We start from the raw sequence: 23,897 nt of genomic DNA, 5'->3' as shown, positions 1-23,897 counted from the left end.
CATGACCGCTGTAGTACCGGGCCCGGATCGCGGAACAAAAAAAGGGCTCCCCGAAGGGAGCCCTCAACTCGATGCCCCGGGGGGAGGGCCATCAAGACTAGAAATCGTTCTAGCGTCGGTTATGCGGCCTGGCGGTAGGCGGAGCGGCGGCGGATGCCACCGACCCCGATGAAGCCGGCGAGGATCAGCAGGGACAGGCCCATCAGCGCCAGGGTGCCCGGTTCCGGCACTGCGAAGCGCAGGCTGCCATCGTGGGTGGACTGGGTTTCGCTGAACAGGGTCTGGCCTTCGCGGGTGTCGCCGTACACGTTGTTGGCATCGTCACCGAAGAAGGTCTCCGGCGGCGGTTCCTGGATGGTGCCGGCGCTGGCAAAGGCCGAGACGATGAAGGTCGGATTGCCTTCTTCGTCTTCCAGCAGGTCGGCGAAGTCGATGCCGTCGCTGGTAAACCAGAAGCCCGGCAGCACGTTCACCACCTCGAATTCGAAGGTGAAGGTCCCTTCGATGAAGGCCCCGCCCTGGCTCTGGAATTCCAGGATGCTGTTCCCGGACTGCAGGGCCAACTCCATGATCTGTTCGCCGGCGCTGTAGTGTGCCGCCGCCGCTTCATAGTCCTGACCGAAACCGGGAGTCACGCCGGACATGAACAGCTGGAAGTTGTCGGTGCCCACCGCGGTGTAGTTGGCGTTGACTACGTAATTGCCGCCCACCGTATCGGTGCCGGTTACCACGCCGCGGAGTTCGTCCCAGAGGAGCCCCATGGAGTAGTCGTTGCCAAGGATGTCGCCGGACTGGGGTGCGGCCGCGTTGGTGGAGGTCCGGTAGGACGTGGCATCGCCGTACCCGCGGTCATAGAACACATCTCCGACCTGAACCGGGTTGTTCGGGTCCTGAATGTACTGGAAGGTCTGGGTGTTCAGGTCGAACATGATTCGGCGGACGTTTTCGACCGATCCGCTGTAGTTCGCGGTGGCGTCGAGGTTCATGTCGAAGTCGATCACCTCCGCTGCCGTCGCGGTACTCGCACCTGCGGCGAAAATGCCGACGCAGAGCGAAGAAAGAAGTACTTTTTTCGCGTTCAAGGGATTCTCCTGATGCTCAATTTAAAACGATTCAACCATCGCCGTGGTTTGGCCTGGTGGCCGAGTCCGTTGTTGTCGCAGTTATTACGAAGCAGATGCCGTGCCAATTTCGGCCTCGAAAATTAATCGCTCACAACCCATTGTTTGTGCGATAGAAAATGTTGGGGCTTGGCGGCGGGTTTTGGATTCGCCGCCGCGTGCGGGTGGTTTGCCCGCGATCCCGGGGCGGAACTGTAAAGGGGGTCGACGAAGGCTGGCGTGGGTTCGGGGCTTCAGGTCGATGGGCTGGGGCCCATGGACAACAAGTGCCATAAAATCAGCGAGCTGTCGGAAATGCCCCCTTGTAAAGCCCATCGACAACGGGCCACGGGAGGCCCCGGGATCGACAAAGGATCGGGGCGAAGGGCCGTTTGCGAGGGTGGGGCGTGATGTGCGGGGTACGCGAACACCGAAGGACCGGTCGGGTCTGGCGGGCGCGACGGGCCTAGGGAGACGCTGATCAATGCGCACGTCCGCGTTGGTGCCCCATTTTTCCCGAGACAAGGCGCGCAGCGCAGCGCCGTAGTCATTCTACGGTCAAGCGGCGCAACGCAGGATCGGGGAAAATGGGGCCCAACCCCGAAGGGGCTCGGCCGATTTTGCCCGCTGACCGCGTTGCGGCTCGCTCATGTAGCTCGGCTACACTTCACTCGCCGCGCCTTGTCAGCCCGCAAAGTCGACTCGAGCGCGGACGTGCGCATTGATCAGCGTCTCCCTAGGCGGTACGCGCCCGCGACAGTCGATGCGCGACGACCAGCATGGCGGGGAGTACCAGCAGGTCGAACAGCAGGGCCGCGATCAGCCCGAAGGCGGTCAGCCAGCCAAAGGCGGCCGTGGGCTGGAAGTCGGACAGCGCCAGCAGCAGGAACTGAGCCACCAGCACGATGGTGGTGGCGGTAATCGCGCGACCGCTGCGGCGGAAGCTCCGGGCGAGGGCCCAGGCAACCGGGCTGCCACGCCCGCGGCGCCGGCGATAGTTGTGCAGGATGTGGATGGTGTCGTCCACGGCGATCCCGATGGCGACACTGGCAATCATGGCCGTGGCCATGTCCAGCCAGATGCCCAGCAGGCCCATCAGGGCGAAGATCATCGCCACCGGTGCCAGGTTGGGGATCATGCTGAGGAGGGTCAGGGGAACGGAGCGCCACATCAGCAGCATCAGCAGCGTGATCATCGCCGCCACGGCATACAGGCTGTGGAGCTGGCCTTGAATCAGCAGGCGTTCCTGATCCGCAAACAGCCTTGCCATGCCGGCCATGTCCCACTCGAGATCGGCCGGTGGGTTGGCCTCCAGATACCCCCGCAGATCGTCCATCAGCGCGTTGATGGACCGGGCGCCGTGGGCGTTCAGGTTGAGCAGGATGCGGCTGCGTTCGAAGTCGCGGTCCACGGCATCGAACAGATCGCGGCCGTCGTAGATGAACAGGTACTGGGCGACCAGGTTGGGGTCGTCGGGGATCCGGCGGTACGCCGGGTCTTCCTCGTTGAAGGCCCAGTGCATCTCCGCGACCAGGTCCGGCAGGGACAGGCTGTAGTCGACTTCGGGGCGCTGGTCCAGCCAGTGCTGTACGCGCTGGATCGCCTGCAGCCGGCCCGGATCCTGGAGGCTGTCCCAGTCCGGGCCGTCGAACACCACCTCCAGTGCCATCACCCCGGAGAGTTCGCTCTCCACCGCGCGGGTGGCCTGGGTAATCGAGTGGTTGTCGTCAAAGAAGGCGTAGAGATCGGTCTCGACCTCGACATGCCGGATCTGCGGGATCGCCAGGGCCAGGAGGATGGCCGTGGCTAGCAGCACCCAGCCAGCCCGGCGGATTGCCAGGTGTGCCGCCAGCGCGGTCACGCGATCGAGCAGGAGCAATCCGCGCTTGGGCGTGAGCCAGTCGCCGCGGTCCCAGCGTCCCATGATCGCGGGCAGCAGTAGCAGCACAATCGCCGCGGCGAGGAGGACGCCAAAGGCCCCGATCAGGCCAAAGGTCTCGATCGGCCGGATGCTGCTGACTTGCAGCGAGGCAAGCCCCGCCGCGGTGGTCAGCGCCATGAACCACGTGGGCCGGGCTACGGCGGCAAGCGCCGCTTCCACGCGCGCGCGCCCCTGGTGGCCGCGTTGCGCGGCGTGCAGCGTGGCGTTGAAGAAATGCATCAGCATCGCCACCGTGAGCGCCGTCAGCAACGGCGGCAGGATGGCGGAGATCAGCGTGAACGGGCGGTCCAGCAGGATCAGCAGGGCGATCGCGGGGCCGGTGACCGCACTGATGGTGGCGGCGGACAGCACGACCACCAGCGGGCGCCGGAACAGCCACCACAGGAGCAGGAGGCTCACGGTCATGGTGCCCGGAACCAGGAAGGCGAGGTCCTTGACCATGGCCCGGAGCTGGGCGACATCCAGGGCAATATGTCCGGCAATGGCCGCCAGCTCGTCTTCCAGTTCGTTTTCGCGGATTCGGTCGCGCAGCAGGCGTTCCAGTTGCAGGCGTTGCAGGCTGTTGTCGAGGGCGTGCGGGCGCACGATCACGGCGAGGGCCTCGCCTCCGGTGCCGGCCACCAGTCCGGGGGCAAAGCGATCGCGCAGCACCCGCTCGCGCCATTGTTCCGGGCTGCGTTCGTCCAGTGCCCGGCCGTCGACCAGACGATCCACCGTGAATCCGTCCGCTGTCGCCCGGATGTGATCCAGGGTGGTGACCGACAGCACCCGTTCGACGGCGGGGTCGGCCTCCATGTCCCGTGCCAGCGCATCAATGCGTTCCAGGAAGTCCGCTTCGAACAGATCGCTTCCGGTGAACAGGCCGACCAGCACCTGATCCTGGGGGAAGCGTTCGCGCAGTTCGCGATCGAAGGTGACGGCCGGGGCGTCCTCGGGGAAATAGGACTCGGGTGCGTTGTCCAGATTGACCTGCAGCAGGACGGGTCCGGGCAGGAGGATCAGCAGGGCCAGGATCCCCAGCGCGAGCAGGGGATGCCCCCGGAGCCAGCGCATCAGAACTGACCTCGCCAGCCCGTCACCAGCATGCGGTTATCGCGATAGAAGCCACCGGCGGTACCCTCGGCACCGTCCAGCCAGTGCAGGCCGATATAGAATTCCATGGGCTCGCGGGCAATCCACGCGAGTTCCGGGTTCAGGTAGATGTCGCGCCGGTTCAGGCCAACCGAGTACCGCATGCGGGCGCGCCAGTTGTGGCCGGCAAACGGGCTTTCCAGTTCCCCGGTCAGGAAGTAACTCTCCCGGGCATCCAGCATGTCCCCGGCATTCAGCAGGTGCTGGCCGGCCAGTTGCGTGGTCATGCGGAAATCTCCGTCCCCGGGGAAGCCCTCGGCACCGATCACCCAGTCGACGCCTTCCACCGTGGTCTGGCGCAGATCGTCCGCGCGGGTGACCGGTACATCGCTGAGCCAGGCGGCCTCGGCCCGCCAGGTCCAGGCGCCGATGGCAAAGGCGGTGTCACCGCCGACCACCCATGTGCGCGGGTGCACGGCCTCCAGCGTCGGGTCGCCGGCGGGCTGGCCCGTCAGGATGGCCTGGCGGGTATCGGCATCGAAGCGGTAGTAGGGCTGCGAGTGCCGGGCGCGCTGGATCGTCACGGCAAAGTCGGCGCCCCGCCCAGAGCGTCCCAGCCGCACCCCGGCGCCGCCGTTGCCGGAGACATCGTCGTCGAGCGTGGCCTGTTCGATCAGGGGCGCCAGTGCCGGGTCCTGCGGCAGCCCCAGCAGGCGGCCGCGGTTGCGGTCCACCGGGTGCCAGAGGCTGTCGCGATCGGGCAGCTCCGCCGGCCGGAAGATGGGCAGGAACACCAGGTCGGCGTGCCAGGGCCCCTCGAAGAATTCCGCGCGGATGGCGGGATTCGCGCGTCGGCGTTCGCCGTAGGGGTCCAGCCCGAAGCGGGTCAGATCCTTGGTGCTGAGCCGGTCGGTGGGTGGAATCTCGTCCACCCGTCCCCACAGGATGCGCTGGGTGCCGACCGTGATGCGCGTGCGGTCGCCGCGGTAACGCAGGAAGTTCTCGTCGTAGTCGGCGCGGGCCCGCGTCGTGCGCGGATAGTCGCCACCCTGTTGCGCCTGGACGTCCAGACGGGCGCCCAGGCGCAGGTCCCAGTCCTCGTTCAGGTTGTGCCGGGCGCTGACCACGGCGCGCCCGTGCTGCACGTAATCCACGGGGCGCCCGGACGTGCCCAGGACCCCGAGTTCGACCATCGCCTCGTCGACGCGCAGGTCCCAGGCGGAGGTGCCGGTTTCGGTTTCCGCCTCTGTGTCCTCGTCCGGCCGTTCACCAAATACAAATTCGCGCCGTGTTTCGCCGTCGGGGGCGGCCGCCACGCTGTCCGCCGATGCCGAGTCGGTGGGCTGGGGGTCTCGCGGAGGTGCGGCGTTCGCGGGGTCCGCGGCCCTGGCCTGGCCGGCAGGGGTATCCGGGCTCGACAGGACGGCGCCCACCTGCAGGGTGCGTTCGTCGCCGGTGAAGGCGTGCGGATTGTGCTCGAACAGAAGCCGGACCGTTTCCTGGATCGAGGTGTGTTGGTCCGGGCGCAGGTGCTCGGCCAAGTCCCAGAGGGTGTCGCCCGGCTGAACCGTATAGGGACCCGGAGAGGCGGCCGCCAGGGGCAGGGGGCCCAGCACCAGCAACGCGGCGAGGGCCAGGGCGGGGTGCCCCCCGGCCCGGAGGCCGTCGGCGTTATGGGCGATAGGGGCGCGCAAGGCTCGGGTCCGACAGGCCGCGGATGCTGAACAACTCGCTCGGCAGGCCGCTGTTGTAGGTCACGTCCTCGACCTCGAGGATGGTGGTGCGGTCGCTGGCGAGATCGGTCATGGCGCTACGGGTGACCGTCCAGTAGCCCTGGATGTCCTCGATCCGCTGGACCTCCAGGCGTTTGGACGGTTCGTCCCCCCCTTCGTACAGGTCAATTCGCAGCGGCAGCAGGGTTTCCTTGTGGATCCAGCTGACGCGCTTGCTGTAGACGGAGTTGCCGGAGTCCACGGGGATGCTTTCGAGGATAGTGACGGGCGCCCCTTCGTAGGTTTCCTCGCCCAGGATGCGATGGTGGTCCTTATGTGGTTCGCGGTCTTCCAGATCCTCGAAATAGAGTTCCGACTGCACGAAGCTGCCGCCCCGGTTCTCGCTGCTGATGCGGCGCTCGCGCTGGATGGCGGGGAGATACAACCACTGATCGACGTCACCCCCGGGGTGGTTGTGGATCAGGATGGCGGTGTCGGCGATGTTGCGCGGCGAGGTGAAGCGGATGAGGTTGCGGCTGGCGCCGGGCTCGTCGCCTTCCAGGCGGTATTCGTAGCTTTCGCGTACCCGCTCGCGGCGGCCGCCGCCGGTGAGGGTCATGATGCCGCGGGTGACGGCGTCGTCGCCGTCCGGGCGTTCGTGCACTGCGCGCGCCAGATCGCGTGCCGCGGATTCCTCGGCCAGGGCCGCGGTGGGGAGGACGGTGGCCGACAGCAGCAGGGCCGTGCCGGCGAACATGGCGATCCGGTTCATCATGGCGTCATTGTACCCCCGGGGTCGCGGCCCGCTGTTGGGCGCGCTGGGCGTGCAGTCGCTTGCGGGCCATGCGGATCAGCAGGCGATGCAGCGGGTTGCGATTGCCGCCCGGGCGCCACGTCCGCGCGAGGCGCTGGCGGTAGGCATCGAAATGCACGCCCCGCGGGGCCCACGTGACCGTCCCGCGGCCCAGCAAGAGCTTGAGCACCTCGGTTCCCATGACGCCGGCGCACAGGTCGCAGGCCATGGGGGTGGAGGGCCCGCGCCGCGCGGCCAGGTCGACGGCTGACGGGTCGGCCAGGTAGCCCATCTGCAGCATGGCGGGGGCCAGGCCGATCATGAAACGAAGCGCCAGCTCCTCGTCGTCCAGGCCGTCGTGCAGGTCGAAGTAGGCATCGAAGCTCATCCCGCCGGGACGGAAGTTCAGGAGCGCCGCCCCCATACCGAGGGGCGCCACCGTGACGGCCGGGATGCCGCGCTCGGCGCAGGCCGCGAACACCTGGCGCCGGATGTCGAAGGCGAAGAAGTCGAGGCCATCGACATAGACATCCACGCCGGCGAGGAACGCATCGAGATTGTCCGGACTGATGCCCTGCGGGAACGCGTCGATCTCGAGCTCCGGGTTGATGTCCCGGGCCATCGCCTCCAGCACCTCGACCTTGGGGCGATCCAGGCGCGACAGGGCTGCCCCGACCTGACGGTTCATGTTGTGCAGTTCGAAGATATCCGGATCGGCGATGCGGAAGTGGCCGATCCCGAGGCGCACGAGTGTCAGCAGATGGGCACCGCCAACACCGCCCAGGCCCGCGATTGCAATCCGCGCCCCGCGCATCTGCTGCAGTTCGCTGGTGGTCACCCAGCCGACGGTGCGGGCGAATGCCGTCTGGTAGTCGAAGGCGGAGCTCAATTCCTCAACCCGTGGTATCCATTTTCAGGTCTCGTTGGTTGCGGGCGCCACGTCCGCCCGGCCGGCAAGCCTTTGGGGCGCATGGGGGCAGCGCGTGGCCGGATGGCCTTCATCGGCATCGCGGTGGGGAGTGGATGTGGTCTGCGCAGCAGGGTCGACTCCACGTGCCGGCACAGCTCGCTCAGGGCACTGGATCGCCGGATGCTTTCGTACGCCTCCCCGGAATCGATATAGAATGCCGCACGCTTGCCGTGATAGTGCACGATCTCGCCGATTTGGGTGAACTCGAGTCCGGTGTGGCGCAGGATGCGGGCGAGTGCTGGCTCCATCATGGCAAAGGCATGCTGCTTGCGGTGGTGCACGCAGAGCAGGGTGGCGGCCACGAACAGGCTGACCGCCAGGATCGGGAATACGCGAACCTGGTCGGGCGAAATTTCCAGTGCCTCGATGTCGCCGAACGGTGTGGCCGTCTCGCCATGGCGCCGCCGAAACATGCCGTGGACGGCGAGGCGGGATACCTCGCAGATGTTGTCGCGGTCCAGCCGGTCGGGACGCCACGCGCTGTCGAAAAAGCTCTCGCTGCAATGGCGTTCCATCGGCAATTGCGTGATTGAATCATGGGCGTCGACATGGACCACGCGCACACACCCGGCCGCCATGGCGCTGGGCTTGTGTTCCAGCAGGCAGTGCCAGGCCTGGGTGTCGTACTCGTCGATCTCCTTGTGCCCCGGGCAGTCTTCTTCACGCTCGAAGCCGAACTCCTTGCAGTACACCTGATAGCGAAGATGCTGGATTTCCTCCAGGCTTTGCCCGGTGCGCGTGGAGAGGTCGAAGTACCGATTGAACGCACTTACTACCGAGTCGCTTTCCACGACTAGTTTCCTCCTGCTACGAGCCCCGCCGTATCCGAGGGCGGACCCAATAGCGCGGGAGCATCCGCATGGCGCGGCGTGCATTCCGGTCCGGGACTCTCCCATGCAGTGTAGTGCGGAACTTCCGAAAGTGCCGGAAGCTGCAATCGCTGCCGCCAGGCCTTCAGGGCCTCGCCCGCTTCGTCAGTGTGCGTCAGGCAGGGTATGCGTGTGCCACGATGCCGGTGCGGCGAGCCACAGACCTCGACGGGCAGGCCATGACATCGCAGCAGTCGCGCGAGCGCCGGGCGCACCAGAAAGAACATGCGCAGGTATCCATGCCGTCGTGCGTATTCCTGCGAGGCCTGACACAGGTGATAAAGCACCTCGGGCGAAGCCCCGCGTACGATCAGGCGCGAAACTTCCACTGCCGGAACATCGGCGTCGGCCTCCACCTCCGGGAACAGTCGGCAGTTTGTCGTGGTCGGCAGTGGGTGTTTGCCCGGGAGGATCAGGCGCATCGCGCCGACCCAGCGCGTTTCCGGCGGGCGACCCTCGTGGCTGATCAGGAAGTGTTCGGCATGTTCGTCGTAGGCGTCGCGCTCAATGCCCTCCGGGTGCTGCTCGGCGGGTTCGAACCCGGTTTCGCGGCAGTACACCTCGTAACGCAGCCGGTAATGAATGCGTCGGGCGGCCTCCGACCGGGCGAGGTAGGTGCGGATCCGGCCGGGGCTACCCATCTGATAGGGCGCGTCCGAAATCGGACGCGACGAGCGGTTGCGGGGACGCTTTTGCGATTTCTGGCTGAATGGCCATCCAGTGATTCATCTGTCTGCTCCCATGGGTTGGGGATTAGTAGCCGCTCGCTTCAGGCGGCGGCATTCGCGAACTGCAGCCCGACCCCCCGTGGGCTGGAAAACACAACGACGCCGTCGCGCGCGCCGCCATTCGGCACGATTACCCGGATGGCGGTCCCGGGCGGCGGCCGCGGCTGGTAGCGCAGCGGCATGACGCGCGCGCCGGAGCGCGAGACGTCCATCAGACGGCAGTGAGCCGGCCGTCCCTGGATCCACATTTCCGTGCGCAGGTTGACCGCCTCGCGCGGCCAGCGCCGTCGTTCCCTCTGCTCGCTAGTGGCCTCGTCGGCCTCTTGTCCCTCGCCGAATTGCCACGCGATGGCTGCGCCCCAGTGCTGCTCCTCCGCCGAGCCGGCGTAGATCTGTGCCTGTGCCGGGTCGGTGATCGGGGGCGACCCCAGCCGGTCGATCAACGCCGCGACGAAGCTGGCGGAGACCTGTTCGTACTCCCCGGCGGTTTCCAGGTCCTGGTATAGCTGGCCATGGATCTCGTCGAGGATGCGGAGGCGTTGATCCCAGGTCTCGTTTGCGATTGCCGGGAACCAGAAGTCCGCGAGTTCCAGTGCCAACTTTTCGTGACTCATCAGCGATCCTTGATGGTCGGTGCAGGGGCCGCTGCAGATGTGAAACTCTACCCTGTGTGTACAGCAGCAAACTCTGTACCAGTACACAGAAATGACAGGGATTCGCTCATCCTCGCGCGAGTCGCCTGCGCCGTGATTTGCCCGTCAGTTCGCCAGCTGTAAACAATCCCGACATCTGTGGACAGTCCCTGGCAAACCCACTTCAATGAACCTGGGATTTCTCCCAACCCGGCCTCACCGGCACGCCGGTGTCGAGCCCGGGGGGTCCCGGCGCAAGGCAGGCGCGTCCGGGGGGCAGGTATTTGTTAGCAGATCGGCCCGCGAGCGCTACCAGGCGCCGGTGCGGTCGGCGGGAAGCTGGGTTGTATGGAAAAGATCGTTCAAGAGCTCTGGCAGCATGTTCGCTCCACTTGGCGCAAGCGCTGGTGGATCCTGCCCATTGCATGGCTGGTCTGTCTGGGCGGCTGGGCCTATGCCCACAACCTGCCCGATACCTATCAGGCAGATGCCCGGGTCTATGTGAATACCCAGTCGGTGCTGGATCCGCTGCTGCGCGGGATGACGGTGCGGCCGAACACCGAGCAGCGCCTGCTCATGATCACCCGTACCCTGTTCAGTCGTGACAACCTCGAGGAGATCGCCCGCGAGAGCGACCTCGACGTTCTGACCGGCAACTCCAACCTGGATGCCCAGATCGCGTTGCTGCGCGCACGGCTGACGCTGGACGTCGGCGAGCGCGACAACATCTACAGCGTGAGTTTCCGTCACGGAAACCCCGAGGTGGCCTATCGCGTGGTTCGCGAGACGGTCGATCTGTTCATGGCTCGCGGCATGGGCGACTCGCGCCTTGATCTCACCACCTCGCAGGCGTTCATCGAACGCCAGCTCGAGAACTACGAGCAGCAGCTGCAGGAGAAGGAGGCCAAGATCGAGCAGTTCAAGCGCGACAATGCGCGCTTCCTCAGCGGCGACGGCAACTTTTACTCGCGTCTGGAGCGCACCCGTGACCAGCTGCAGCAAGCACGCTTGCAAAAGCGGGAGGCGCAGAGCCGGTTGCAAACCCTCGTGCGGCGAGCCGGAAGCGGACCGGGGAGTTACGAGAACGCGGAGCTGGATCGGCGTATCAGCGACCTGCAGCAAAGCATCGATTCGATGCGTCTGCACTACACCGACGAGCACCCGGATTTGGTCTCGTCACGGCGCATTCTGGAGGAGCTGGAGGCGCGTCGTGAACAAGAGACGCAGAACCCGCAGGCTATCCAGCGCCCGGGCAGCGGTAACGAGGTACTGCAAAATGCCATCAGCGAAACCGAAAGCGAGATCGCGTCACTGACGACCCGGATCGCCGAATTCGAGGACCGGGTTGCGCGGCTGGAGGGCGACGTGGATCGCGCACCGGCGGTGGAGTCCGAGCTGACCTCCCTGACCCGCAATTACGACGTCATGCGGAACTCCTATCGCCAGTTGCAGGATCGCCGCGAGCAGGCGGTGATGTCGGGGGCCGTCGAAAGCCAGACCGACGCGGTCGACTTCCGTGTGCTCGAGCCGCCGCGTCAGCCCACAGCGCCGGCCTCGCCGGATCGACCCATGCTGGCCACGGCAGTACTCCTGGTCGGTCTGGGTGCGGGCACCGGCTTTGCGTTCCTGCTGTCGCAGCTGCGCCGAACGATCAGTAGCAGCCAGCAGCTGGCGGCGGTCACCGGCCGCCCGGTTCTGGGCAGTGTCTCGCGGGTGCGTACGCCGATGAGCCGCCATCGCCGGTTGTCCGAGCTGATGGTGTTCACCGCCGCACTGGGGACGCTGGTGCTGGTATATGCCGTGGTTATGGGACTTTACGCGACCGGATCGGAAGCCCTTCTGGACGATCTCCTGGGGCTGTTGCGATGACGGAACCGCGCAGGTGCGGGATGGGATGCCCCGGCAATTCGGTGGCGTGCCGACTATCTTTCAGGGAACCGGCCGACTCGACGGAGTCGGTTGCCGGCAAGGGGCTGACAGCATAATGAGCATTATCGAGAAGGCACTGGACAAGAACCGGGCGCGTCGGCCGGTCCCTGAAGAAACGGCCGAACAGGCGGCCGCCCCCGAAGCCGCCGCGCGCGAGCCCGAACGCTGGCGAGAGCCGGTGTCGCAGGAAGTCAGCATCGATTTTGCCTGGCTGCGCAAGCAGGGACTCATCGTTCCGGGGGATCAGCGTTCCAGCGTGGCGGAAGAGTTCCGCATGATGAAACGCCCCCTGCTGAACAATGCATTCGGGCGTCATGCCGCGATGCGTGTGCCCAAGGGCCGGCTGATCATGATCACTAGCTCCCTGCCGGGGGAAGGCAAGACCTTCACCAGCGTGAATCTGGCCCTGAGCATGGCGATGGAGCTGGAGCGCACCGTGCTGCTGGTGGATGCCGATGTATCACGACCGGCTATCCCCCGCACACTTGGGTTTCACGCTGATCTCGGGCTCATGGATGTCCTCAGCGAACCCGACATCCAGATCCCCGATGTCCTGCTGCGAACCAACGTGGAAAACCTGACCGTTTTGCCGGCAGGCCGCCCCCACGGACGCTCGACCGAGATCCTGGCGAGCGACGTGATGCGGGATCTGGTCGATGACCTGCATGACCGGTACGAGGATCGCATCATCCTGTTCGACTCCCCGCCCCTGCTGGCCACCAGCGAGCCGGGTGTCCTGGCGACGCACATGGGGCAGGTCGTGATGGTAGTGGAGGCCGATCGCACCCCGGCGAGCACGGTGGAGCGAGCCATGCATCAGCTGGATTCCTGCGGCGTCGTGCTCACCTCCCTCAACCGCGCGACGCCCGGTATCGGCATCGGCGGTCAATATTACGGGGGTAGCTACTATGGCATCGAGCGTGATCATGTCGCCGACACCTCGGCCCGCTAGCTTCCCGCGCACGGGGCGGCAGTTGCCGGCCCGCTGGTGGCTGGTCGGCACGGCGGTGGTCGCGCTGGCATCGCCCGCAAGTGCGCTGGCCGTCGAGTGGACGTTGACCCCGCGGGTCACGGTGTCGGCCGAGGTCACCGACAACGCCCGTCTGGCCCCGCGAGGCCAGGAGGAAGCGGACCTGATCGGTACCGTCAGCCCCGGATTTACGCTGCGCGGGGAAGGCGCCCGCAGCGATACCCGTATCGATTACCGCCTGAACTCGCGCTTTTATCTCGACGACTCGCGCCAGGGGCGCACGACGCACGCCCTGCGCGGGCGCAGCAACTGGGAGCTGGTGGACGACACCTTCTTTGTCAATGCCGGGGCCTCGCGTACCGAGCAGGTGGCATCGATTCTCGACCCGGTCGGCATCGGTGGCAGTACCCCGCGCGGAAACCTGCAGGAGACCACCTCCTACAGCGTTTCGCCGATGCTGCGGACCCGTTACGGCAGTTTCGCCACGCAGGAGGTCCGCTATACCTATGGCGCGACCCTGAACCACCAGAGCAATCGCCAGGACAGCGACTACCACCGGGGCGAGTACGTCCTCAATAGCGGGGCTGCCTTCAACCGCCCGTTCTGGCAGGTCGCCGGGTTCTACGAGGAGGAGCGCTTCGACAATGGCCTGGAGGGCGAGTTCGGGCAGGTCAGCGGGACGCTCGGCTATCGTTTCGGGCGGTCCCTGCGTCTGTTCGGCGTGGTGGGCGAGGACTTCAATGATTACGCGACGACCCGCGAAGACGATGACGGCAGTTTCTGGCAGGTCGGCGCAGGCTGGGCCCCGACCCGGGTCACCAATATCGAGGCGCGTTACGGCGAGCGCTATTTCGGCAAGAACCGCGCGCTGTCCGTGAATCATCGCAGTCGCCGCTCGACCTACCGCCTCAGCTACGACGAGGGGGTGAGCTCGACCCGGCAGCGGCGTGAGGGCCCCTTTGCCCAGCTGGCGGAGGATGCGCAGTTCATGACCATCGACGAGTTGCTGGAGAACTACACCCTGGAGGAGATCTTCCTGTTCGCCCTCAATCCGCAGCTGGGCGACGAGGCCTTCGTTGAAGGCTTCTACTTTACTCGTAGCTGGCGTGCGGGCTGGAGCTATGACACCGGCCGCAGTGTATTCGGGATCAATCTGGTGCAGACCGAGCGTGAATCCGAGACCCAGACCAATGTCGGCCTGTTCGAGGACAACCGGATCCAGCGCGGGGCCAATGCCTTCTGGCAATGGCGGTATGGCCCGCGTACGACGTCCCTGGTGAGCGCTGGCGTCACCCAGACCGATTTTACCGACAGCGATCGCGAGGACGACCTCTGGTACCTGCGTGCCAGTGTCAGCCGTCAGCTGGCCCCGGACACCACCGCGAGCCTGGCCGTCCGGCACCAGCGTCGGGAGTCGAACAGCGCGGACAACGAGTATCGCGAGAACGCGATCATCGGCACGCTGACCAAGGAGTTCTGAGGCATGTACGAAGAATTCTACGGCTTCACCGGTCGGCCCTTTGCCCTGAGCCCCGATCCGCGTTTTTTCTATGCCAGCAAGGGCCATAGTCGGGCGATGGCGTATCTCGAATACGGCGTGCAGCTGGAGGAGGGCTTCATCGTTATTACCGGCGAGGTCGGGGCCGGCAAGACGACGTTGGTGCGCAGTCTGTTCGAGACCCTGAGTGACAAGCCTCTGGTGGCGGCGCAGTTGGTTAGCACCCAGCTGGATGCAGAAGACTTGCTGCGTTCGGTCTGTCTCGCGTTCGGGCTGGACGATGCCCCCAGTCACAAGGCCGGCCAGCTGCGCCGTCTGGAGACCTTCCTGCGCGATACCCGGGCGCGTGGCCAGCGCGCCCTTCTGGTGGTCGACGAGGCGCAGAACCTGGGCCCCGATGCCGTGGAGGAGCTGCGCATGCTCTCCAATTTCCAGGGCGAGGACGGGCCGCTGCTGCAGAGCTTCCTGCTCGGGCAGCCGGAATTCCGGCGCCTGTTGCGGAGCGAGGACATGCAGCAGCTGCGCCAGCGGGTGATCGCGACCTACCACCTGGGGCCGATGGACGCAGACGATACCCGGGCCTACGTCGAGCACCGGCTCGCTCGGGTCGGCTGGGACGAGCGGCCGCATTTCGACGACGACATCTGGGCGCGCATCCACGACTACACCAGTGGCATCCCGCGCAAGGTAAACACCTTCTGTGACCGCCTGCTGCTGATGGGGTACCTGGAGGAATGTACCGACCTGGATGCCGCGCGGGCGCAGCAGGTTATCGACGAGATCGAGGAAGACCTGGAAGGGGTCCTGCTGGATGAGGGGCCGGCTGCCACGGTACGCCCCGAAGCCGGGTCGGGGGCGGACGGCCTGGATGATCGCCTGGTGGCCAGCCAGGTCTCCATGCTGCGGATCGAACAGGATATCGAGGCACTGGAGGAACGCCTGCAGCGGATCGAGCGCAATCTCCTGGTCAACTTCCGGGCGACCCAGGAGGTGCTGAAGATCGTGCGCGACGAGGGCTACGAAACGGAGGCGCTGGCGCCCGTTTCCAGTGCCGCGCAGTCGTAGCTGCCGAGGCCTGACATGCAGACGCAAAGTGCCGATCGGCCCAACGCCCTGACCGTCGATGTGGAGGATTACTTCCAGGTCTCGGCACTGGCCCCGCGCATCCCGCGCGATACCTGGGACACCCGCGAATGCCGCATCGAGCGCAACCTTGATCGCATCCTCGAGCTGTTCGATCAGAGCGGCGCTCAGGCGACCTTCTTCACCCTCGGCTGGATCGCCGAGCGTTACCCGCACGCGATCCGCCGCATCGTCGACGCCGGCCATGAGCTGGCGAGTCACGGCTACGGCCACGAGCGGGTCACGGATCTGGCGCCCGCCGCCTTCCGCGCCGATATCGAGCGCGCCCAGCGCATCCTCGAAGACCTCTCCGGAGCCCCGGTCCGCGGCTATCGCGCGCCCAGCTTCTCGATCGGCGAGGGCAATCTCTGGGCGCTGGAGGTGCTGCGCGAGGCGGGGCTGGAGTACAGCTCGAGTATCTACCCGGTGCATCACGATCACTACGGTATGCCGAAGGCCCCGCGACACCCGCATCGCCCGATGCCTGCCGGGGTCCTGGAGCTGCCCCCGGCGACCCTACGCATGGGCGGGCGCAACCTCCCGGCGGCCGGTGGCGGCTATTTCCGGTTGCTGCCTTATGTGATGTCGCGCGGGGCCCTTCGGCGAATCGGGGCACTGGACGGGATGCCGGCGGTTTTCTACTTCCACCCCTGGGAGATCGATCCCGATCAGCCGCGGGTGTCCGGGCTCGGGGCGCGGAGCCGTTTCCGGCACTACGTGAACCTGCACCGGATGGAGTCGCGTCTGAAGCGTCTTCTGCAGGACTTTCGCTGGGATCGCATGGACCGCGTGTTTGCCGCGGAACTGGCGGCACCCAGGGACCATGCAAGAGTGACAGGGGAAGACAATGTACGAACCGCCTGATCAACGTGCCAGCGGTACCGGTGCCCTGCAGGTCCGGAAGCTGTGTGCGGCCGACCATGCGCGCTGGGATGCGTTCGTGGAGAACTGTCCGCAGGCCACCTTCTTCCACCGCGCAGGCTGGTCGACCGTTTTGCGCGAGGCGTTCGGACACGAGACGCACTTCCTCTATGCCGAGGTGGATGGCGCCATACAGGGCGTGCTGCCGCTGGCCCGTATCCGTTCCCGTCTGTTTGGGGACTCGCTGTCATCGCTGCCGTTCTGTGTCTACGGTGGTGTGGCCGCAGTCACCGACGGCGCGGCTGCGGCGCTGGATGCCCGAGCACAGGAGCTCGCCCGCCGCCTGAATGTCGATTATCTCGAGTATCGCCAGCGCGAACCGAGGCACCCGGACTGGCCGACCAAGAGCGAGCTCTACTTCACCTTCCGCCGCCTTCTGGATCCGGATGTCGACGCGAACATGAATGCGATCCCGCGCAAACAGCGGCGCATGGTGCGCAAGGGCATCAAGGCGGGCCTGGTCAGCGAGGTCGAACATGACATCGACCGCTTCTACCCGATTTACGCGGCCAATGTCCGGCGCATGGGGACCCCGGTCTTCGGCCCGAATTACTTCCGCAAATTGCTCGACGTGTTCGGTCATGATTGCGACGTGCTGACGGTGACGCATGAGGGCGAAGCGATCGCCAGCGTGGTCAGCTTTTGGTTCCGCAACGAGGTGCTGCCCTACTACGGCGCGGGAACCCCGCGAGCCCGCGAAGTGGCGGGCTACGACTTCCTCTATTGGGAACTGATGCGTCGTGCCTGCGAGGCGGGCTACCGGGTATTCGATTTCGGCCGCAGCAAGCGCGATACCGGGTCCTTCAGCTTCAAGAAGAACTGGGGCTTCGAGCCGCAGCCGTTGTACTACGAATACGACCTGGTACGCGCTCGAGAGATGCCGGACGTCAATCCCCTCAACCCGAAGTACCGCTACTTCATCGCCGCCTGGCAGCGCCTGCCCCTGCCCGTGGCCAACTGGCTGGGCCCCAAGATCTCCCGCTCCCTCGGCTGAAGGGCCTTTTCACCACAGAGGCCACAGAGAACGCCGAGCAGGTCAAGGGCGGATTGACCACGAAGGGCACGAAGACACGAAGTGCATCCAGAAAAGATTGTCCGGGGGAGAGATGGAATTCGACCCGCTATCGAGAAAGGCCATCGGATTGGCGATCGAGGTACATCGTGAGCTTAGGCCGGGACTGTTGGAATCGGTTTGCGAGAAATACCGGGTGCACGAAATGCTGGAATCGGGCCTGTCCTGCGTCTCTCAGGTTCCGATACCCGTCACTTACAAGGGGCAGACGCTGGATTGTGGATACCGTATCGACATCCTGGTCGAGGACAGACTGATGATGGAATGGAAAGGTGTGGATGCCCTGCAACGGGTTCACGAGGCCCAAACCCTCAGGTACATGAAACTCTCGAATAGCGCGCAAGCCCTGTTGATCCATTTCAACAGCGGTCGCCTCAACGATGGCCTCAACTCTGGTTCTTTGATTTGAATGCCCTTCTTCGTGCCTTCGCGAGCTTCGTGGTGAACAAGCCTTATGGATGATCTGTTGTATCTGGTGCACCGGATTCCGTGGCCGCCCAACAAGGGCGACAAGATCCGTTCGCACCACATCCTGCGCTATCTGGCGCAGCACTATCGCGTGCATCTCGGCACGTTCATCGATGACCCGGCCGACGCTGCCTACCTGCCCGAACTCGAAGGGCTGTGCGCCAGTGTCTGTGCCCGTCCATTGCCGCGCCGCCGTGCCCAGTTGCGCGCCCTGAGCGGCTTGCTGAGTGGCGAGGCGCTCAGCGTGCCGTGGTATCGCGACCGGGAACTGGCGCGCTGGGTCCGGGCAACGCTGGCAAGGCAGCCGGTCGCCCGAGCCCTGGCCTTTTCCTCGGCGATGGCCCAGTACCTGCCGGAGGGGGGCGGGCTGACCCGGGTGGTCGACTTCGTGGACGTGGATTCCGACAAGTGGACGCAGTATGCGCCGACGCGGCGCTGGCCCATGAGCGCCATATATCGGCGCGAAGGGCGGCGGCTGCTGGCATACGAGCGACAGGTCGCGCAGGCCAGTGACGCCAGCCTGTTCGTGTCGCCGGCCGAGGCGGACACCTTTCGCGAGCAAGCACCGGAAGTGGCAGGCCGGGTGCATGCCCTGAACAACGGTGTCGATGCCGCCTTCTTCTCGCCCGATGCGGTTGCGGCACCCGGTCCCTATGCGGAGGGGGCGCGCACCGTGGTGTTCTCGGGGGCGATGGATTACTGGCCCAATGTCGATGCCGTGATCTGGTTCGCCGACCACGTCCTGCCTGCGCTGCGGCTCGAACATCCCGGTGTGGAGTTCTGCATCGTTGGCAGCCGGCCGGCCCCGGAGGTGATGGCGCTGGCGGATCGCCCCGGTGTCACGGTGACCGGATTCGTGGACGACGTGCGACCGTGGATCGCGCACGCGACCGTCGTCATTGCACCCCTGCGAATTGCCCGTGGGGTGCAGAACAAGGTCCTGGAGGCGATGGCCCTGGCGCGCCCGGTCGTGGCCAGCCCGCAGGCTCTGGAAGGCCTGACCGCGATGGCTGGGCGTGAGGTGATCCGTGCCGAGGCCGAACCGGGCGCGTTTCTGCAGGCCGTTTCCGGATATCTGCGTGCACCGGATCCGGCGCTCGGGCACGCGGCGCGCACCCGGGTGCTGGCGGACTATGACTGGGCGCGCAATCTCGCGCACCTGGGCGAGTTTCTCCGCCTGCACCCCGGCGGGGTCCCCGGCGCCGAGCCGGTCCCGGAGGCTGCCCATGGACGCTGAAACGCTCAACATCCGGGCGTCCGTGCGCGGCTCGTCCTGGTGGCTGGCCGGGCCGGTGCTGGTGCTGGGTCTGGTCGTGCTGGGATGGATGTTCTACCCGACGTTCGAATCCATTGTGGCCGTCTGGAACCGTTCGGAGACCTTTGCCCATGGTTTCCTGATTGTCCCCATCGTGCTGTTTCTGTTGTTTCTCAAGCGCGAGGAGGTGCTGGCCCTGGAGCCGCGTCCTTCCTGGTGGGCGCTGTTGCCCTTGCTGGGCTTTTCGCTGGTCTGGGTGGCGGGAGAGCTGGTGGATGTGGTGTCCGTGCGTCAGTTCGCGGCCGTCCTGATGATCCCCGCGCTGTTCTGGCTCGTGCTGGGCAATGCGATCACCTGGCGCTTGCAATTCCCTCTGGCGTACCTGCTGTTCGCGGTCCCGTTCGGTGAGTTCCTGGTGCCGCCGCTGATGGATTTCACTGCGGACTTCACCGTAACGGCGGTACAGCTCACCGGGATCCCGGTCTATCGCGACGGGTTGTATTTCGATCTGCCCACGGGCCGCTGGTCGGTAGTCGAGGCCTGCAGTGGCGTGCGCTATCTGATCGCGTCGGTCGCGCTCGGTACCCTGTACGCCTATCTCATGTATCGCAGCCCCTGGCGGCGGCTCGTGTTTGTCGGCGTCTCCATCGTGGTGCCGATCGTCGCCAATGGCCTGCGGGCCTACATGATCGTGATGATTGGTCATCTGAGCGACATGGAGTATGCGGCCGGGGTCGATCACCTGATCTATGGGTGGATCTTCTTCGGGGTGGTCATTGCGCTGATGTTCGGGATCGGGGCCTTCTGGCGCGAAGATATGGACCCGCCCACCGCACGCGTGCACACGCCGAAACAGCGACGCTCGTTGCAGGCCGGACCGTTCGCCGTGGCGGCCCTGCTGGCGGTGGTGCTGGCCAGCGTGGCCCCGCTGTATGCGGATTGGATGAACCAGCGTGATCTCGGTCCGGTGGCGGGTCTGGGCGTGGGCCCGTTGGCCCCGCCCGGCTGGCGGGTGCTGGAGGATCAGGCCGATGCCTGGGAGCCGGGTTATCGCGGCGCCCGCGATGGCCGGGGTGGCCTCGTCACGGCGGAATATGGCGGGCCGCCGGTGGGCATGCACGTGCTGTTCTACCGCGAACAGCACCATTACGGGAACATGGTGGGCTGGAGCAATACCCTGGCCGGGCGTCACCGCGTGGGGTCCTGGTCGCAATCCCATCGCGGGCAGGCCACGGTCGACGGTTACCCCAATCCCGAACGTTTCCTGTTGCACGGGCCCGGGCAGCAACTGCTGGTCTGGCGCTGGTATTGGGTGGACGGCCAGCTGACCACGTTGCCGCATACGGTCAAGGCTCGCGAGGCGCTGAACCGCCTGGTGGGAGGCCGCGATGACGCGGCCCTGGTCGTGCTCTATGTGCCCTATGGCTCCGAGCCCGGGGAAGAGGAGGCGACGCTACAGGCCTATGCGGCCGACGTCCTGCCCGAGCTCCTCGAGCAGCTCGCCGCTGTCGCGCGACAGTGACGGGCGCATCCGCCAAGACCGTCCGGGATGGTGACCCGCGACCCTGCGTGGCGCATATCATCCATCGCCTGGACATCGGCGGGATGGAGAACGGGCTGGTCAACCTGATCAACCACATGCCCGCGGACCGCTTCCGGCACGCCATCATCTGCATGACGGACTACACCGATTTTCGCCTGCGCATCCGGCGCGACGATGTCAGTCTGCATGCCCTGCACAAGCGCGAAGGCAAGGATCCGCAGGTCCACGTTCGCCTGTGGCGACTGCTGCGTGCCCTGCAACCGGATATCGTCCATACCCGGAACTTCGGCACGCTGGAGGCGCAGGTGACCGCCGCGCTATCCGGCGTGCGCGCGCGCGTGCATGGCGAACACGGTTGGGATGTCGGCGACCTGGACGGCACGCGCGACCGCAACCGCCGATTGCGCCGGCTGATGCGGCCACTGGTCCGACACTACATTGCCCTTTCGCAGCATCAAAAGGGATACCTGCGGGATGCGATCGGGGTGCCCACAGCGCGTCTTTCGCACATCTTCAATGGTGTGGATACCGGCCGTTTCGCACCAACGTCAGAGGCGTTCGTGCCCCCGTTTCCAGAGGGCTTCCGGGGCCCCGGCACCTTCGTGATCGGCTCGGTCATGCGCATGCAGGCGGTCAAGGCGCCGCTGGACCTGGCACGGGCCTTTGTCGCACTGCGCGAACGGATGCCGACGGAATTTCCGCGCCTGCGTCTGGCGATGATCGGGGACGGCCCGCTGCGCGGGGAGGTCCGCCAGCTGCTGGAGCAGTCCGGGGTGGCCGGCCAGGCCTGGATCCCCGGTGCCCGGGAGGATATCCCTGACTGCCTGCGGGCGCTGGACCTCTTCGTCCTTCCCTCGCTGGCCGAAGGCATCTGCAACACCATCCTCGAGGCGATGGCCACCGGGCTCCCGGTGGTCGCGACGGATGTCGGGGGGAACCCGGACCTCGTCCAGCCGGGGGTGACCGGGGTGCTGGTCCCGGCGGGCGATCCGGACGCGATTGCGGCCGCGCTGATGGCCTATCCCGGCGACCCGGCACGGACCGCACGGCAAGGTGTGGCCGCTCGTGCGCGGGCCGAGGCGGAGTTCAGCATGGACGCGATGGTCGCGGGGTACATGGGGGTGTACGACCGGGTGTTAGGTAGACGCTGATCCATCGACGCGACTGCGTGGATGGATCAGCGTCTCCCTTGGTGCCCGCAGAACGCGGGTCGGCGCCGCCGTTAGTTCCGGCGCTAACGCCAGGGGCCCTGTGGCGCGTATCGCGGTCGGTCCGCGGCGGGGTTGTCGTTTATGCTGAATTTTCCGTGATGGTGCGACGGGGCTTGCCCCGATCAGGGCCTCCCCGGGGGCACCGTCCGGCGTCACTTGGCCTCGGCAAGGAAGCGATCAGGAACCCGACATGTGCGGCATTACCGGCATCTTCGATCTGCGCGACCGGCAGCCGATCAATCGGTCCCTGCTGGAGGCGATGAACGAGACCCAGTTTCACCGCGGTCCGGACGAGGGGGGTGTGCACCTGGAACCGGGCGTCGGGCTGGCGCATCGTCGCCTGTCGATCATCGACCTCTCCGGCGGGCAGCAGCCGCTGTTCAACGAGGACGAGACCGTCGTTGTGACCTACAACGGCGAGATCTACAACTTCCCGGAGTTGACCGCCGAGTTGCAGCAGGCGGGGCACCGGTTCCGCTCCCACTGCGATACCGAGGTGATCGTGCATGCCTGGGAGGAGTGGGGCGAGGCCTGTGTGCAGCGCTTTCGTGGCATGTTCGCCTTCGCCGTCTGGGATCGCAATCGCGACACCCTGTTCCTCGCCCGCGACCGCCTGGGGATCAAGCCGCTGTACTACAGTGCGCTGGCGGACGGGCACCTGATCTTCGGCTCGGAGCTCAAGGCGTTGATGGCGCATCCGGGGATGCCGCGACATATGGACCCGCATGCGGTGGAGGACTATTTCGCCTTCGGTTACGTGCCGGAGCCGCGCAGTATCTTCCGGGGCGTGCACAAGCTGCCGCCCGGCCACACGCTGACCGTGCGCCGCGGACAGGGCAACCTGAGTGAACCGCGCGAATACTGGGACATCCCGTTCGGCGACAGTGGTGTGGCGGATGCAGCGACCGCCGCGGAGGAACTCACTGCGCGCCTGCGCGAGGCAGTGGACGTCCGCATGGTCGCGGAGGTCCCGCTGGGGGCCTTCCTCTCGGGCGGGGTGGACTCCAGCGCGGTGGTCGCGATGATGGCGGGTCTGTCCGACGACCCGGTGCGCACCAGTTCCATCGGCTTCGCCGATCCGGCCTACGACGAATCCCGCTACGCGCGGATGGTCGCCGACCGCTACCACACGGATCACCGCACGCAGGAGGTCGATCCCGACGACTTTGCGCTGCTGGACCGCCTGAGCGGGCTCTACGATGAACCGTTTGCCGACAGTTCCGCGCTGCCGACCTATCGGGTCTGCGAACAGGCACGCCAGCAGGTCGTGGTTGCGCTGTCCGGGGATGGCGGCGACGAGAACCTGGCCGGCTATCGGCGCTATCGCCATCACCTGGCGGAGGAACGCCTGCGCGCGCCGCTGCCACTGGGGCTTCGGCGGGCCGTGTTCGGGACCCTGGCGCGGTGGTATCCCAAGGCCGACTGGGCACCGCGCCCGTTCCGCGCCCGCGCCACCTTCCAGGCCCTGGCGCGGGACTCGGTCGAGGGCTATTTCCAGGGGGTATCCATCCTGCGTGACGACCTGCGCGCGCACTTGTTTTCGCCAGCGTTCCGGCGCTCGCTTCAGGGCTACAGCGCGGTGGAGGTCCTGCGTCGGCATGCGGCGCGCGCTCCCACCGAGCACCCGCTGTCGCTGGTGCAGTACCTGGACATGAAGACCTACCTGCCGGGCGACATCCTGACCAAGGTCGACCGCGCGAGCATGGCGCATTCGCTGGAGGTCCGGGTGCCCCTGCTCGACCACCAGCTGGTCGAGTGGACCTCGGGCCTGCCCCCGGATCTCAAGCTGCGGGGGACGGAGGGCAAGTACGTGCTGAAAAAGGCCATGGAGCCCTACCTGCCGGAGGAGATCCTCTATCGGCGCAAGAAGGGGTTCGCCGTCCCGGTCGCCGAGTGGTTTCGCGGACCGCTGCGTGAACGCATGCGGGCGCAGGTGCTGGGGCCGCGCATCGCCGACTCCGGCATCTTCGACATGGACTATCTCAAGACCCTCGTGGACCAGCACACCAGTGGCGCCCGCGACCACAGCCCGGCCCTGTGGTCGCTGTTGATGTTCGAGGGCTTCCTGGCCCGGTCGACGGCCTGATGCGG

19 protein-coding genes are annotated in these 23,897 nt (G+C 66.1%); 11 read left to right on the top strand and 8 right to left on the bottom strand.

From position 1 onward, the window contains the following. Nucleotides 1–119: 119 nt before the first annotated feature. The 8 genes from F792_RS0109150 to F792_RS0109115 all read right to left on the bottom strand — a co-directional run bounded on the left by F792_RS0109150 (nt 120) and on the right by F792_RS0109115 (nt 9,799). The gene (locus F792_RS0109150; RefSeq protein WP_026305941.1) at nt 120–1,082 is read right to left on the bottom strand and encodes a PEP-CTERM sorting domain-containing protein; all 963 of its coding nucleotides are present in this window, start codon (nt 1,080–1,082) and stop codon (nt 120–122) included. A 754-nt stretch (nt 1,083–1,836) separates the two neighbouring features. Beyond that, complete coding sequence (locus tag F792_RS0109145) at nt 1,837–4,095, bottom strand: RND family transporter (RefSeq protein ID WP_018169327.1); 2,259 nt, start codon at nt 4,093–4,095, stop codon at nt 1,837–1,839. After that, the gene (locus F792_RS0109140; protein ID WP_018169326.1) at nt 4,095–5,807 is read right to left on the bottom strand and encodes a LysM peptidoglycan-binding domain-containing protein; all 1,713 of its coding nucleotides are present in this window, start codon (nt 5,805–5,807) and stop codon (nt 4,095–4,097) included. Before F792_RS0109140 ends, F792_RS0109145 begins: the two co-directional genes overlap by 1 nt. Next, on the bottom strand, nt 5,785–6,600 hold the full coding sequence (locus F792_RS0109135; protein WP_026305940.1) for an outer membrane lipoprotein-sorting protein: 816 nt from the start codon (nt 6,598–6,600) through the stop codon (nt 5,785–5,787). Before F792_RS0109135 ends, F792_RS0109140 begins: the two co-directional genes overlap by 23 nt. A 4-nt stretch (nt 6,601–6,604) precedes the next feature. Then, nucleotides 6,605–7,507, bottom strand: coding sequence for a ThiF family adenylyltransferase (locus F792_RS0109130; RefSeq protein WP_018169324.1), 903 nt, complete (start codon nt 7,505–7,507; stop codon nt 6,605–6,607). Then, on the bottom strand, nt 7,504–8,379 hold the full coding sequence (locus F792_RS0109125) for a PEP-CTERM/exosortase system-associated acyltransferase (protein WP_018169323.1): 876 nt from the start codon (nt 8,377–8,379) through the stop codon (nt 7,504–7,506). The genes F792_RS0109130 and F792_RS0109125 overlap by 4 nt, the downstream gene beginning before the upstream one ends. Nucleotides 8,380–8,381: 2 nt before the next feature. Then, entirely contained in the window at nt 8,382–9,098 is a 717-nt protein-coding gene (locus F792_RS0109120) for an acyl-homoserine-lactone synthase (RefSeq protein WP_018169322.1), read from the bottom strand. A gap of 128 nt (nt 9,099–9,226) precedes the next feature. Then, nucleotides 9,227–9,799, bottom strand: a complete 573-nt coding sequence (locus tag F792_RS0109115) for a PilZ domain-containing protein (protein WP_018169321.1) — start codon at nt 9,797–9,799, stop codon at nt 9,227–9,229. Between the two features lie 366 nt (nt 9,800–10,165). On the opposite strand from F792_RS0109115, the gene F792_RS0109110 reads away from it, so the two are divergent. From F792_RS0109110 to F792_RS0109060, 11 genes are all read left to right on the top strand, one after another. After that, nucleotides 10,166–11,686 (top strand): XrtA system polysaccharide chain length determinant, encoded by a 1,521-nt coding sequence (locus F792_RS0109110; protein WP_018169320.1) that lies wholly within the window; start codon nt 10,166–10,168, stop codon nt 11,684–11,686. A 115-nt stretch (nt 11,687–11,801) separates the two neighbouring features. Continuing rightward, complete coding sequence (locus F792_RS0109105) at nt 11,802–12,698, top strand: XrtA-associated tyrosine autokinase (protein ID WP_018169319.1); 897 nt, start codon at nt 11,802–11,804, stop codon at nt 12,696–12,698. Nucleotides 12,699–12,720: 22 nt separating this feature from the next. Then, a complete protein-coding gene (locus F792_RS0109100) occupies nt 12,721–14,196 on the top strand; it encodes a TIGR03016 family PEP-CTERM system-associated outer membrane protein (RefSeq protein WP_018169318.1) in 1,476 nt (491 codons plus the stop codon). Nucleotides 14,197–14,199: 3 nt separating this feature from the next. Beyond that, the gene (locus F792_RS0109095; protein WP_018169317.1) at nt 14,200–15,279 is read left to right on the top strand and encodes an XrtA/PEP-CTERM system-associated ATPase; all 1,080 of its coding nucleotides are present in this window, start codon (nt 14,200–14,202) and stop codon (nt 15,277–15,279) included. A 15-nt stretch (nt 15,280–15,294) separates the two neighbouring features. Beyond that, nucleotides 15,295–16,200, top strand: a complete 906-nt coding sequence (locus F792_RS0109090) for an XrtA system polysaccharide deacetylase (protein WP_018169316.1) — start codon at nt 15,295–15,297, stop codon at nt 16,198–16,200. Continuing rightward, entirely contained in the window at nt 16,184–17,251 is a 1,068-nt protein-coding gene (locus tag F792_RS0109085; protein WP_018169315.1) for a FemAB family XrtA/PEP-CTERM system-associated protein, read from the top strand. The genes F792_RS0109090 and F792_RS0109085 overlap by 17 nt, the downstream gene beginning before the upstream one ends. Nucleotides 17,252–17,363: 112 nt before the next feature. Beyond that, nucleotides 17,364–17,738, top strand: coding sequence for a GxxExxY protein (locus F792_RS0109080; RefSeq protein ID WP_018169314.1), 375 nt, complete (start codon nt 17,364–17,366; stop codon nt 17,736–17,738). 45 nt (nt 17,739–17,783) lie between these two features. Beyond that, nucleotides 17,784–19,034 (top strand): TIGR03087 family PEP-CTERM/XrtA system glycosyltransferase, encoded by a 1,251-nt coding sequence (locus F792_RS0109075; RefSeq protein ID WP_018169313.1) that lies wholly within the window; start codon nt 17,784–17,786, stop codon nt 19,032–19,034. Further along, nucleotides 19,024–20,574 (top strand): exosortase A, encoded by a 1,551-nt coding sequence (gene xrtA / locus F792_RS0109070; protein WP_018169312.1) that lies wholly within the window; start codon nt 19,024–19,026, stop codon nt 20,572–20,574. The genes F792_RS0109075 and xrtA overlap by 11 nt, the downstream gene beginning before the upstream one ends. A gap of 47 nt (nt 20,575–20,621) precedes the next feature. Further along, nucleotides 20,622–21,746, top strand: a complete 1,125-nt coding sequence (locus F792_RS0109065) for a TIGR03088 family PEP-CTERM/XrtA system glycosyltransferase (protein ID WP_018169311.1) — start codon at nt 20,622–20,624, stop codon at nt 21,744–21,746. A 250-nt stretch (nt 21,747–21,996) separates the two neighbouring features. Then, nucleotides 21,997–23,892, top strand: a complete 1,896-nt coding sequence (locus tag F792_RS0109060) for an XrtA/PEP-CTERM system amidotransferase (RefSeq protein ID WP_018169310.1) — start codon at nt 21,997–21,999, stop codon at nt 23,890–23,892. Nucleotides 23,893–23,897 lie beyond the last annotated feature (5 nt).

The organism is Thioalkalivibrio sp. ALMg9, from assembly GCF_000380625.1.
Lineage (GTDB): Bacteria > Pseudomonadota > Gammaproteobacteria > Ectothiorhodospirales > Ectothiorhodospiraceae > Thioalkalivibrio > Thioalkalivibrio versutus.
This window is presented reverse-complemented; position numbering and strand designations above follow the sequence as displayed.

Coding starts and splice junctions, on each gene's coding strand:
- xrtA (WP_018169312.1), top strand. CDS start 19,024: ATGGACGCTGAAACGCTCAACATCCGGGCGTCCGTGCGCGGCTCGTCC.
- F792_RS0109135 (WP_026305940.1), bottom strand. CDS start 6,600: ATGATGAACCGGATCGCCATGTTCGCCGGCACGGCCCTGCTGCTGTCG.
- F792_RS0109120 (WP_018169322.1), bottom strand. CDS start 9,098: ATGGGTAGCCCCGGCCGGATCCGCACCTACCTCGCCCGGTCGGAGGCC.
- F792_RS0109115 (WP_018169321.1), bottom strand. CDS start 9,799: ATGAGTCACGAAAAGTTGGCACTGGAACTCGCGGACTTCTGGTTCCCG.
- F792_RS0109110 (WP_018169320.1), top strand. CDS start 10,166: ATGGAAAAGATCGTTCAAGAGCTCTGGCAGCATGTTCGCTCCACTTGG.
- F792_RS0109080 (WP_018169314.1), top strand. CDS start 17,364: ATGGAATTCGACCCGCTATCGAGAAAGGCCATCGGATTGGCGATCGAG.
- F792_RS0109095 (WP_018169317.1), top strand. CDS start 14,200: ATGTACGAAGAATTCTACGGCTTCACCGGTCGGCCCTTTGCCCTGAGC.
- F792_RS0109145 (WP_018169327.1), bottom strand. CDS start 4,095: ATGCGCTGGCTCCGGGGGCATCCCCTGCTCGCGCTGGGGATCCTGGCC.
- F792_RS0109090 (WP_018169316.1), top strand. CDS start 15,295: ATGCAGACGCAAAGTGCCGATCGGCCCAACGCCCTGACCGTCGATGTG.
- F792_RS0109085 (WP_018169315.1), top strand. CDS start 16,184: ATGTACGAACCGCCTGATCAACGTGCCAGCGGTACCGGTGCCCTGCAG.
- F792_RS0109075 (WP_018169313.1), top strand. CDS start 17,784: ATGGATGATCTGTTGTATCTGGTGCACCGGATTCCGTGGCCGCCCAAC.
- F792_RS0109060 (WP_018169310.1), top strand. CDS start 21,997: ATGTGCGGCATTACCGGCATCTTCGATCTGCGCGACCGGCAGCCGATC.
- F792_RS0109105 (WP_018169319.1), top strand. CDS start 11,802: ATGAGCATTATCGAGAAGGCACTGGACAAGAACCGGGCGCGTCGGCCG.